Below are 12,083 nucleotides of genomic sequence, written 5' to 3' on the forward strand. Positions count from 1 at the left end.
GGAGAATCTGCGCCAGACACGTTTTCAGCTTTTTCACCGTTCCCCTTTCAGGTGTAGCATAAAATAAATCACTTCTTCTTCCTAACCACTAAAAGCGAATAACTAAAAACTACTTTCGCCCTACTTTCTGAAAAACAGGCCGAAAACGCATTTTGCCAAAATGTGCAGAACTGGGGGAAAACCAGGTGGATAAATTCATCTGCCTTAAACCCGGTTTGCGTATAGCAAATACTGTAATTTAGCGCTGTAGAATTAGTATTCGCTCCTTCACGCCGTCACTCCTTCGCCCAATAAAACTATGTCCCTGCGTCCGCTCAACCCCAGAAGTCCGTTCATGCGCAAAGCTGATACCATCAGCTTGAAAGACAGCATTGAAGCCATGCTGAAGGCGTACAAACTGAACGGGAAGCTCAGTGAGGTGCAGCTGGTGAGCTCCTGGGAGAAAATCATGGGCAAGGCCATCTCGCTCAAGACGCAGGAAGTGTTTGTACGCAACCGCAAGCTGTTTGTGCGCCTGTCTTCGGCCCCGCTCAAGCACGAGCTCAACATGGCCAAAACCAAAGTCATCACCCTCATCAACACAGAGATGGGTGATAAAGTGATTGACGACGTGGTGTTCCTGTAGCCCTTTGAGAAATGCTGTTTTTGGCCTACTTTTCCCAAAACAGCCCCAAAACGCCCTATGCCCACAGACGCTTTCCCTGGCGCCGTTTGCCAAATTACCGGCAAATCCCTCCCCCTGAGCCAGCTCATGCCGGCCAACGCCGTGCGTGAACCCATTGTCCAGCTCATCAAACAGCAGCACCCCCACTGGGACCCCACCGGCTACATCTCGCTGGAGGCGCTGAACCGTTACCGCACTGATTTTGTGGAGGATGTGCTGCAGCAGGAGTACGGTGAACTCTCCCAGCTGGAGAAAGAGGTGGTGAGCAGCATCTCGCAGAACGAGCTGCTTTCCCGCAACGTGCAGACCGAGTACACTGAGCAGCTCACGTTTGGGGAGCGCGTGGCAGACCGCATCGCCACCTTTGGCGGAAGCTGGAATTTCATTCTCCTGTTCCTGGGCTTTCTGGTGCTCTGGATGCTGGTGAACATTCTGGCCTTCTTCGGGCGGGCATTTGACCCCTACCCGTTCATTCTCCTCAACCTCATCTTGTCCTGCATTGCCGCGCTGCAGGCCCCCGTGATCATGATGAGCCAGAACCGGCAAGAAGAAAAAGACCGCCTGCGCGCCGAGCACGACTACCAGGTGAACCTCAAAGCCGAGCTGGAGATACGGCAGCTGCACGAGAAAATAGACCACCTGCTCATGCAGCAGGGCCAGCGCCTGCTCCAGATTCAGCAGATACAGCTGGAGCTGCTCCAGGAAATCAACGCGCGCGTGGGCAAAGAGAAGTAGCATTTCTGTTTTCGGCCTGTTTTTCTGAAAACAGCCCCAAAACAGACATCACAGCTTATAAAAGGCCACGGCGTTGCCGCCGAAAACCAATTCCTGCTCCTGTGGGCTGAACGGGGAGAAATACTCCTGCACAAGGCCCAGCACCTCTGCGTAAGAAGCCGCCACCAGACACACCGGCCAGTCAGAGCCAAACAACAGCCGCTTTGGCCCGAAGACCTCGGCCAGCGTATCCAGGTACGGCGTGAAATCACGTTTCTGCCAGTTTTGCCAGTCAGCCTGCGTCACCAGCCCAGACACTTTGCAGCACACGTTCTCCTGCGCCGCGAAGGCTTCCATGGCCTTTCGCCAGGTCTGGAAGTCACCGCCTTTGATGTCTGGCTTGGCCAAATGGTTGAGCACGAAGGGCTGGTCTGGGAAGGCCGCCGTTAATTCTGCGGTGTAGGCCAGCTGGTCTGGGTAAATCAAGATATCATAAGAAAACCCGTACCGCCGCAGCTGCGCAATGCCGTGCTGGAAAGCGGGCTGGAGCATGAGCGCTTTGTCCTCAGCGCCTTGCAGCACGTACCTGAACCCTTTCAGCTTTGGGTGCTGGCTCAACCTGGAAAGCCGCTCTTCAATATCTGCCGCAAAGAAGTCTACCCAGCCCACCACGCCTTTGATGAACTCATGCGCCCGCGCCCACTCCAGCAGAATCTCGTTCTCGTGCTCGGGCTGCGCGGTCTGCACCAGCACGCAACCGTCAAACCCGTGCTCCTGCAGCAGCGGTTGCAGCTCCTGGGGCAGAAAATCCCGCCGTATCACAGCCATGTCTTCCGTAACCCAGGATTCCCGGGCTGGGTTGAATTCCCAGAAGTGCTGGTGGGCGTCAATTCTTGGCATGGGTCTTTCTCTTGAGCGGTGGCAGTGGCCGCAAAGCTACCATTCTTGCGTTAGCGCAACTAGCGCCGCAACTAAGTAAAAAGACAAAAACAATTATACATTTTGTCATCCTGGAAGGATCTTGTGGGCGAACTAGATAAGCTTTTATTGACCGTTACTGCCGTTCGCCGCTAAGATCCTTTCAGGATGACAAAGAGGGGAAACATCTATAGATACTTCTGTTCAACAACTTTACTACAGCTACAACGCTTTGAAAGTGTACGTCTGGCCCGCCTTCGTTTCCATGTCTAACAACTGCGTGTGGGGCAGGTTCACATTCCCAGCTTCGGCCTTGGCCGAAACCAAGGGCTGCTTGATGCCCGGTGCCTGGTAGAACGGATTTGGGTTCTCGCCTTGCGCTGGTTTGAGGGTTCCTTTTCCGCTGAGAGCCAAAGCATTGCCTGCGCGCAGCCTGCAGGTGCCGCCTAGTTTGGAGTGAATGGTGAGCGCGGTGACCTTGCGGTTCTCCCAGCGCATGTCCACCACAAAGCCGCCACGAGCTACCAAACCTTTCACTTCACCGCTGGGCCACTGGTCTGGCAGGGCGGGCAGCAGGTGCAGCGCCCCGTCATGGCTCTGCAAAAGCATTTCGGCTATGCCGGAGGTGCACCCGAAGTTACCGTCTATCTGGAAGGGCGGGTGCGCGTCAAACAGGTTGGGGTAGGTGCCGCCGCTTTCGCCTTTCTCAGCGTTCTGGGCGGGCGTGAGTTGGTCGGCAATGAGTTTGTAGGCGCGGTTGCCGTCTAGCAGGCGGGCCCAGAGGTTCACTTTCCAGCCCATTGACCAGCCCGTAGATTTGTCGCCGCGGTGCACCAGGGTGGTTCTGGCGGCCTGGAACAGCTCCGGATTGGAAAATGGCGAGATCTGGTTGCTGGGGAACAGCCCGTACAGGTGCGACACGTGGCGGTGTTGGTCTTCTTTGCGGTCCCAGTCCTGCAGCCACTCCTGCAGCTGCCCGTGCTGCCCCACCTGCATGGGCGGGAGGCGGTCGCGCAGCTGCCGGAGCGTATCGGCAAAGCTTTTGTCAATGTTCAGAATGGCGGCGGCCCACAGGGCGTTGGAGAACACGTCAAACACCAGTTGGTTGTCCATGGTGGTGCCTGCGGCGATAGAAACGCCGCTCTGGTGCTTGTTCTCTGGTGACATAGACGGCACCACCACCAGCCATTTATTGGTGGGCTCCTCCTGCAGCACATCTGCGTAGAATTGGGCCGCCCCTTTCAGCACCGGGTAATACTGCTTCAGGAACTGCTTGTCTCCGGTGTACAGGTAGTGCTGCCAGAGGTGCTGCGTGAGCCAGGCCCCGCCCATGGGCCAGAGGCCGTAAAACGCGCCGTCAATGGGGCCGGTGAACCGCCAGATATCTGTGTTGTGGTGCATGTTCCAGCCGCGGGCGCCGTACATTTTGCGGGCGCTCTCCCGCCCCGTCTCAGACAGGTCTTTCACCATCTGGAACAGCGGCTGGTGCATTTCGGGCAGCTGAGTGACCTCAGCGGGCCAGTAGTTCATCTCAGTATTGATGTTCACGGTGTACTTGCTGTCCCAGCTGGGGCTGAGCTTGTCGTTCCAGATGCCCTGCAGGTTGGCGGGCTGGGTGCCGGGTTGGGAACTGGAGATGAGCAGATACCGCCCGAACTGGAAGTACAGAGAAACCAGCTGCGGGTCGTTGACTTTGCTGAACGCGGCGAGCCGAACATTGGTGGGTTTCTGGGCGGCCGCGGTGGTGCCCAAATCCAGTGACACCCGGTTAAAGTAGTTCTGGCAGTGTTTTATGTGCGCAGACTTGGCCTTGGCGTACTTCTTTTTGAGCGCCTTGTTCAGAAAGCTGGCAGCTTTGGCGGCCTCGTCGCCAGACAGGTCCTGGTAGTTCTTGAAGTTGGTGGCCATAGACACGTAAATCACCGCCTCGTCTGCGTTCGTAATCTGCAGGGCATCGGCCGTGGCCGACACTTTACCGCCCTTCACCTTAGGCTGCACCCGTGCCTGGAACCGCACTTTCCCTTTCTTGTTGTCCACATTGCCGGAGGTGCCGGAGAGAATCAACTGCTGCCCCTGCGTCTGCACCTGCTGAACTTTATGCGGGCTACTGGTGCGCAGGGTGCAGGTGATGCTCCTGGGTTTATCGGCGGTGAGCCGAATGATGAGCACTTCGTCTGAGAAAGAGGTGAACATCTCACGGCGGAAGTTCACGCCGTTCACGCTGTACGTCACCGTGGCCACGGCCTGGCCTATGTCCAGGTCACGGGAATAGGTGGTGGCGTTCTGGTGTCCGGGGAAAGAAAGGAACAGGTCGCCCACGGGCTGGTACGGCATGCCGTAGTTGCTGTTGGCGGGTGCCTGCCGCGGTAATTTCTCCAGCGCCAGCGCCTGCGCCTCTTTGTGTTGGTTGGCAAAAATCAGTTTTCTAATCTCCGGCAGGGCGGTGAACAGCTCGGTGTTGAGGTTGTTGCCCGGCTCGCCCGCCCACACCGTCTCCTCGTTCAGCTGCAGCTGCTCCTGTGCGGCTCCGCCGAACACCATGGCCCCTATGCGCCCGTTGCCCAGCGGCAGCGCCTCGTTCCAGTTGGCGGCGGGCTGCGTGTACCAGAGTTTCAGAAGGTTTTGTTTCGGCTGCGCCCTTGCGGATAAAAAGAAGCAGCAAAAGAGCAGAAAGCAACTGGGGGAAACGAATCTTTTCATTTTAAAGGAAGCTGGCTTGCGCAAACGATTGCACAAGCTAGTGAATTTTTACCTCCTTCACAACCTGATCCTGTTGAGTTGAGGTAGACCAGCCGCCACAATTTGTCCCGCCTAACCAGAAAATTCCTGTTTTTGGCCTACTTTTAGGAAAACAGCGCCAAAACAGACATGCAAAAAACCATTTCTGAACCAGACATCTACCGCCCCGTCTCCCACTCCCGCACCACCCTCACGGAACTTATGATTCCCAGTTATGCCAACTTTGGGGGCAAGATTCACGGGGGCATCCTGCTCTCGCTCATGGACAAAGTGGCCTATGCCTGCGCCGCCAAACACGCGGGCAATTACTGCGTGACGGTTTCTGTAGACGGGGTGAACTTTCTGCAGCCGGTAGAGGTGGGCGAGCTGGTAAGCCTCATGGCCTCTGTGAATTACGTGGGCAAAACGTCTCTGCTGGTGGGCATTAAGGTGATTGCAGAGAATGTGAAATCCGGTTTTGTGAAGCACACCAACACCTCTTATTTCACCATGGTGGCCAAAGGCGAAGATGATGCACCCACCAAAGTACCCGGCCTGACCCTGGAGACGCCAGAAGATGTGCGCCGGTTTATGGAAGCCCTGCAACGCAAAGAAATAAAGGCGCGCTCAGAGCAGGAGTTCAAAGCCGTCAAAACCCAACTGGAGCTACAGCAGAACCTCTCTACGCTGCTGGGGCAACGGTGCCAGCTGGCATTTGAGCTGTAGGCTGTTTTTAGAGCATGTTTAAATTTGTCTTTCGCGCTGCAAACGGGTATCAAAAGAACCTGACTTTGCCTTTTTCTCGCACTGTAGCGGGGCGTATGCTGCTCAAAAAACGCTTCGCCAGAACCTTTCGCTCCCCGTTTTCGCTTGCAAAATCAAAATTTAAACAAGCTCTTAGCCTGTTTTCTGAAAAACAGCCCCAAAACAGCCTGGCTGGGCAGGAGAGAAAGGCTCATCTTCTACAGCAGCGGCGAGAGCAGCCGGGCCAGCTTCTCAAAGAACTGCTTGAGCCGGGGGCGCTGGCGCCATTCCCGGAGATTGATTTTTTCGGCCTGCCGCAGGTCTGCATAGAAGACATCTCTTAGCTGCTTTGAAATGGCTTCATCATAGACCACGGCGTTGACTTCAAAGTTGAGCTCAAAGCTGCGGTTGTCCATGTTGGCAGTGCCCACCATGCTCACGGCACCGTCAATGACCACCGTTTTGGAGTGGATGAAGCCTTTCTGGTACAAATAAATTTCAACGCCCGCGTGCAGCATGTCATCATAGTAAGACCAGGCCGCCGCGTTCACCAGCGCTGAGTCTGAGATGCCCGGCACCAGCAGCTTTACCTTCACGCCGCCCAGGGCTGCCACCGTGAGTGCCTGCAGAATGCCTTCACCGGGAATAAAGTACGGGGTGGTCACCAGAATCTCCTTCTGGGCCAGGTAAAACGCCTGCAGCAATGAGAACACAATGGTGGGCCTGGGCGAGTCTGGCCCGCTGGCGGCTATCTGCACCAGAGAATTGCCGACAGGGTGCGGCTGGGCAATGAAGTAGTGCTCCTCTGGGTGCAGGTGCTGGCCAGAGGCAAAGTTCCAGTCGCAGAAAAACAGGTACTGCAGGTAGTAAATGCCGGGGCCGTCTATGCGCAGGTGGGTGTCGCGCCAGAACAGGCGGTTGGGGTCTTCTGGCCGGTTAATGTAGCGGTCAGCCACGTTGATCCCGCCTACAAACGCGGTTTGGGCGTCTATGATGATGATCTTGCGGTGGTTGCGGTAGTTGAGCCGGTTGGCCAGCAGCCAGAAGAGCACCTTGTGAAACGGGTACGCCTCTACCCCCGCCGCCCTCAGCTCAGCCACGTATTTCCGCCGGATGGAGCGGCTGCCGTAATCATCATAGATAAACCGCACCTGCACCCCCTCCCGCGCCTTCTGCATGAGAATCTCCTTGATCTGGTTTCCAATCTGGTCGTTGTCCAGGATGTAATACTCCAGATGGATGTGGTGCCGGGCCTCCCGGAGCGCCTGCAGCACCGCCGGGAACTTCTCCTCGCCGTTCAGCAGCAGGGTTACCTGGTTTCTTCCGGTCAACGGGCTCAGGCCGTCATGCAGCAGCAGGTTCACCAGTTCGCGGTACCGCTGCACGGTAGGGTTACTCCCCGCCAGCACTTCCTGTGAATAGGCGTGCACCCGCTCCTCCAGCCGCTGAATGAACAGCTCGTCTTCCACCAGCTTTTTGGAGTACAGCTTCCGCTTCTTATAGTTGATCCCGAAGGAGAAGTAAATCACAATACCCGCCACCGGCACAAAAATAGCCAGCAGCAGGTAGGCCAGCGTTTTAGCCGTAGAGCCGGTGTCATAGACAATACGCAGGCAAACCGCCACCAGCACCGGAATATAGACTATGTTCCAGACCAGTAGCCAGTCAATGTTCTCCAGACTTTTCAGCAGTTCTGCCACACGCGTCTTTGTTCAAGTATTTTCAAGTGCAATAATAAAGATTCAGTGGGAAATGCCTTTACAGTACCTTTTGTCCCCAGGCTGTTTTACCCAAACCAGAGGCATACCGGTTTTGTCTGCTGCAAACAGCACGGCTTTGAGCTGGTTTTCTACCGCGCACGCTGTTCCTTTATTTTTCCGGCTCCCGCCGAAGGAACTTCTGCTCAGGGGCTACAAATATCAACCGGCCCATGGCGTGCAGGGTCTCCCAGTTCCAGCCCCGCATTCTGCCGCGCTGCATGACCAGGCGGTTGTCAGCGCGCGCGGGTTGCAGAAAGTAGTGGAACGTGAAACGGGCTTTCTCCTCCTGCCACCCCAGCATCTGCCCAAACCGGAGCACATTCAACACCAACGTGTCATTCCAGCGTTCTACGGTATAGAACCCGCTCGCAAACTGCCGTAGATCCTGGAGTTCGCCTGGGTTATCCACAGGGGTTAGCAGCTTCTCCTGCTGTGGATAAAACCGCAAAACGGTTTTAGTAGCGGCTGGCCAGAACACAGAGCGGTAGCCAATGTAATACCCTGTATCTGTAGCCACCACCGCGTACCACAGCCAGTTGTTAAAGGGAGTGGGGGTCACAAAATAGCTGGCCGCCTTTAGCTGCCTGTGCCTGAGAGACGCCTCCAGGTGGCTCTGCACCTGCTGCCTGTTGAAAACGGCATACCCTAAGTACAAGCCTGCAGGCACCAGGCCCCACAGCGCCCACTTCAGCCTATGGCCAGAAGACGCTTTTCTAAATAGCAGCAAAGCCAGGGCTCCCAGGCAAGGCCACAAACTAAAGAGCGGGTCTGCCACGTAGAGCAGGTGAAATGAAAAGCGCTCGCTACTGAACGGCAGCAGCAACCCCGTACCGTACGCGTTGCACGCATCCAGCAGGTCATGCACCAGCAGCTGAAGCAGAAAGAACAGGAAAAACTGCGGCCACGGGATCTGCCGTTTCTGGTGCCATCTGCCCGCCACCAAGGTCAGCAATACCGCCATGATCAGCGCCAGCAGAAAGGAATGGGTGATGCCCCGGTGTACCAGCAGGTTTTGGTGCGGCGGCAGCCAGAGCGCAGCCACGGTGTCTATGTCTGGTAAATTCTGGGCCAGCGCCCCCCACAGCAGCGCCCGCCTGCCTACCTTTTTAGAAAGCAGCGCTTCGCCCAGACAGGCACCTATTGCGGCATGGGTCAGTGAGTCCATTTGATTGTGTGTGCTGTTCTATACGCACAGGACGGTGCAGCGTTTTCTGGCTGTTTTTGGAAAAACAGGCCAAAAACAGGTCTCAGGAAAGCGCCACCTCCACGGCCCGCTCTGCATGCAGCTGGGCTGAATCATACAGGATGGCCGCTGTGTCTTGTGGCCTTATTAACAACCCAATTTCAGTGCAGCCCAGTATGATACCCTGCGCCCCTTGGTGCAGCACCTCCTCCGTGATCTGAAGGTATTCCTGCCGGGAGCTTTCCTTCAGGATTCCCTTCACCAGTTCCTCAAAGATAATGGCGTGTATTCTCTCCCGGGCCCTCTCTGACGGAATGATGGTGCTGATGTGGTGGTGCTCCAGAAACCGCCTGCGCAGAAAGTCCTGCTCCATGGTGAACCTGGTCCCCAGCAACCCCACCGTGGTATGCCCCTGGCGGTGAATTTCATGGGCCGTGGCATCAGCAATGTGCAGAAACGGCAGCGGGGTGTTTTGCTCAATCTCTTTGGCCAGCTTATGCAGGGTGTTGGTGCAGAGGACAAGGAAATCGGCACCGCCGCGCTCCAGCTTTCTGACCGCGTCTACCAGTATAACGCCAAGCGCCTCCCAGTCACCTTTGTGTTGCAGCTCAGCAATTTCAGCAAAGTCAACGGAGTACATGAGGGAGCGGCAGGAGTGTACGCCCCCCAGGGTTTCTTTCACCTTCCGGTTAATGATCTGATAGTAGGTGTCTGAACTTTGCCAGGACATTCCCCCAATCAAGCCAATCGTTTTCATGGTACGGTGTTCTTACTCCGCTTGCTGTGCCGTGAATATAAAACGTCTCTTCTGTTTTAATGCTATTTTCTGAAAAGTAGCCTTAAAACAGAAGAGACGCAAGGGCAGTTGAAGCAGCAGAAAGGTTGAGCTGCGCTCCTTTTTACCTGTGCTCCCGCTGTGGATAACTAAACTGTAAAATAGCTTTCCAGCTGCTGAAGCGTGGTTTCATTGGTTTGCATGTCTTCTACCACCTTGCCTTTCTCCAACAGCACAATGCGGTCACAGACTTCAATCACATGGCTAAGGTCATGGCTGGAGATGAGCATGGTCATGCCTTGGCTCTTGAGGTTTTTCAACAGGTTCTTCAACCTGATCTGGGAGCTGGGGTCCAGGTTGGCAAACGGCTCATCTAAGATCAGCAGCTCTGGGTTAGACATGACGGCCGCCGCCACGCCCACCTTCTTCTGGTTTCCTTTGGAGAAGTCTCTGATGTACTTGCGCTGCTCCAGGATCTCACCGTTGAAAAAGTCTTTGAAGCTGTCCAGAAACGCCTGCACATCTCCGGTTGAGAGGCCGTGCAACTTGCCAATGAAGATGAAGTACTCCTCTGGCGTGAGAAAATCAATGAGAAAGCCCTCATCCAGGTGGGAGCCGGTGTAGTGTTTCCAGTCTTCAGTGCTGCGCACGTTTTCGCCTCTGCTGAACACTTCGCCTTTAGAAGGCCTGATCAGGTCCAGAATCATCCGGAAGAAGGTGGTCTTACCGGCGCCGTTGTTGCCTACCAGGCCAACGGTTTCGCCTTTCTGTACCGTTAGGGCCGGAATGTTCACCACGGTTACCCCGTTGTAGCTTTTTTGAAGGTCACGTACTTCTATCATCACTTTTATATTTTAGGCACAAGCTTTTCCAGGTAAATAGCTTATACGGTTGTTAACAATTTATTTTTTCTGACTGATAGCAAACTTATCAACAGGGCTATACCTGCCGGAAACCAGCGGCAATGGCATATTTCTGTTGCTGGAAACGCTTCACCACAATGCCCAGCAGTTGCCTGTGCAGCAGGAACCCTATAATCCCAAACACGCCCAGGGCGGCAATTCCCCACCAGGGGTTGCCCATCAGCCCGAAGGGCAGGTAAATAAGGATAGGCAGCACTAACGCCGGGAGCATCATGATAAACTGGGAGGCCCCCACCCCCTGCCAGTTGAAGGAAGCGCTCTTGCTCAGGTCTATGCGTTTTTTGTTGAAGGTACTCATATACAGGATCACGAAGGTGTTCATGCCAATGTTGTACAGGAAGCAGGCCGTATTGATGGCGACTATCTTGCCTCCTACCTCCGGCATAAACCCATAGAGCAGCGTAACGATATAGGCGGCCACGCAGGTAGGCACAAACATCCAGAACTTACTCAGGTAGAACGTGTACGGACTCAGACGCTTGGTCAGCAGGGCGTCAAAATGCGCACTCTGCCAGCCCGGCACAAACTGACCGTAGCTCATCATCATAAAGCCCGTCATGAAGATACCTGGGAAGATAAGCATGGCAAAACCGTCTGTGTAGATCTTGTTGGTGTAGAAGATAAAGCCATACGCCAGGAAGAAGATAGACATGGTGACGGTTGACTTTGTGCGTTTGTGGCGCATGATCAGTTTGAGTTCCATGCCCATCAAGGCACCCACCTCGCCAAACTGCTGCAGGAAACCTATCTCCTTAGAGTCTCCTACTTTAGCGGCTTTGCGTACCCGCATTTCCTCTGGGTAAGTATGTTCTATCATGAACTTGTAGTTCACCAGATACACCACCACCAGCAGCACCAACGGGAGAATTATCCACACGGGTTGCATTCCCAACGCATTGAAAAACACGCCTGAGGCTGCCCCTAACGATATATAGCCCAGATAATCTACCAGGGCCAAGGCTACTACGGCCAGTAGAAAGCCTACCGTTACCAAGGGTTTTTCCACCAGCTGGCGCTTAAAGTACAGGGTCAGGAAGTTGTTGGCCAAGGTGATCAGGAACAGCCCCAGCACCCACAGCCAGGCTCCGCCAACCCCATACACCTCTGGCAGCACCTTCAGCGCGAACGGGATGAACAGCATCAGCGGCAGGAAATTGAAGAGGCTGGTGATAGACTTCCACAGGACGAAGTGTACCAGTTTGCCTTTGCCCACCGGCAGGTGCAGGTACGGCTGAATGCCCAGCACCGGCAACTCCTGCATGAAGAACCGAAGCGCCAGATCAATCAGGAAGTAATACAGCAACGCACTGTTCACCACCGTTACCGGATTTTTATCTGGCATCAGTTCTTCCAGAATCTTGTCAAGGAACAGGCTCAACAGGACCACGTACAGCAGCATGAGGAGCATAAAGAAACCCAGCACCAGGTTAACGGCCAGATTCTTCTGCCATACGCTGGACCTGGTGGCCTCTTTCCATTGGTGGGAAAGTAATAGTTTAATCATGAGGGTAAAGGTTGTTTGTTTAGAATGGCTGTTTCCTTGTTAGTATCCCAAACTCCCTAAATATTACAGCTTTGGCCATGTTTTTCAACTGGAAAGTCAATGGGCGTAAGTTTCCCCACCCACCACCAAAGACATATACTTCCGTTTTCGGGCTGTTTTCATAAAAACAGCCAAAACGCA

At 54.8% G+C, this 12,083-nt stretch carries 10 protein-coding genes; 3 read left to right on the forward strand and 7 right to left on the reverse strand.

All coding sequences use genetic code 11. From position 1 onward, the window contains the following. Positions 1 to 298 precede the first annotated feature (298 nt). Positions 299 to 625: a DciA family protein gene (locus tag A8O25_RS07015; RefSeq protein ID WP_182511729.1), complete on the forward strand. Its 327-nt coding sequence runs from the start codon at positions 299 to 301 to the stop codon at positions 623 to 625. Positions 626 to 682: 57 nt separating this feature from the next. Beyond that, entirely contained in the window at positions 683 to 1,399 is a 717-nt protein-coding gene (locus A8O25_RS07020) for a DUF1003 domain-containing protein (protein ID WP_066832613.1), read from the forward strand. A 48-nt stretch (positions 1,400 to 1,447) separates the two neighbouring features. Here the strand turns inward: A8O25_RS07020 and A8O25_RS07025 are convergent, their stop codons facing one another. Then, positions 1,448 to 2,278 carry an amidohydrolase family protein gene (locus A8O25_RS07025; protein WP_066832619.1) on the reverse strand — a complete coding sequence of 277 codons (831 nt, stop codon included), beginning with the start codon at positions 2,276 to 2,278 and terminating at the stop codon, positions 1,448 to 1,450. Positions 2,279 to 2,518: 240 nt separating this feature from the next. After that, the gene (locus A8O25_RS07030) at positions 2,519 to 4,996 is read right to left on the reverse strand and encodes a glycoside hydrolase family 95 protein (protein ID WP_066832660.1); all 2,478 of its coding nucleotides are present in this window, start codon (positions 4,994 to 4,996) and stop codon (positions 2,519 to 2,521) included. Positions 4,997 to 5,164: 168 nt separating this feature from the next. Here A8O25_RS07030 and A8O25_RS07035 point away from each other — a divergent pair, with 168 nt between their 5' ends. Beyond that, positions 5,165 to 5,740 (forward strand): acyl-CoA thioesterase, encoded by a 576-nt coding sequence (locus A8O25_RS07035; protein WP_066832621.1) that lies wholly within the window; start codon positions 5,165 to 5,167, stop codon positions 5,738 to 5,740. Between the two features lie 236 nt (positions 5,741 to 5,976). On the opposite strand, the gene cls is transcribed toward A8O25_RS07035, so the two are convergent. The 5 genes from cls to A8O25_RS07060 all read right to left on the reverse strand — a co-directional run bounded on the left by cls (position 5,977) and on the right by A8O25_RS07060 (position 11,903). Beyond that, the gene (gene cls, locus A8O25_RS07040; RefSeq protein WP_241498951.1) at positions 5,977 to 7,458 is read right to left on the reverse strand and encodes a cardiolipin synthase; all 1,482 of its coding nucleotides are present in this window, start codon (positions 7,456 to 7,458) and stop codon (positions 5,977 to 5,979) included. 169 nt (positions 7,459 to 7,627) lie between these two features. Beyond that, entirely contained in the window at positions 7,628 to 8,683 is a 1,056-nt protein-coding gene (locus A8O25_RS07045) for a metal-dependent hydrolase (RefSeq protein WP_066832624.1), read from the reverse strand. Between the two features lie 82 nt (positions 8,684 to 8,765). Next, positions 8,766 to 9,458, reverse strand: a complete 693-nt coding sequence (locus tag A8O25_RS07050; protein WP_066832630.1) for an aspartate/glutamate racemase family protein — start codon at positions 9,456 to 9,458, stop codon at positions 8,766 to 8,768. A 167-nt stretch (positions 9,459 to 9,625) separates the two neighbouring features. Beyond that, complete coding sequence (locus A8O25_RS07055; RefSeq protein WP_066832633.1) at positions 9,626 to 10,318, reverse strand: ABC transporter ATP-binding protein; 693 nt, start codon at positions 10,316 to 10,318, stop codon at positions 9,626 to 9,628. Positions 10,319 to 10,415: 97 nt separating this feature from the next. Then, positions 10,416 to 11,903, reverse strand: coding sequence for a DUF5687 family protein (locus A8O25_RS07060; RefSeq protein ID WP_066832636.1), 1,488 nt, complete (start codon positions 11,901 to 11,903; stop codon positions 10,416 to 10,418). Positions 11,904 to 12,083 lie beyond the last annotated feature (180 nt).

This window comes from Rufibacter ruber (assembly GCF_001647275.1).
GTDB classification, from domain to species: domain Bacteria; phylum Bacteroidota; class Bacteroidia; order Cytophagales; family Hymenobacteraceae; genus Nibribacter; species Nibribacter ruber_C.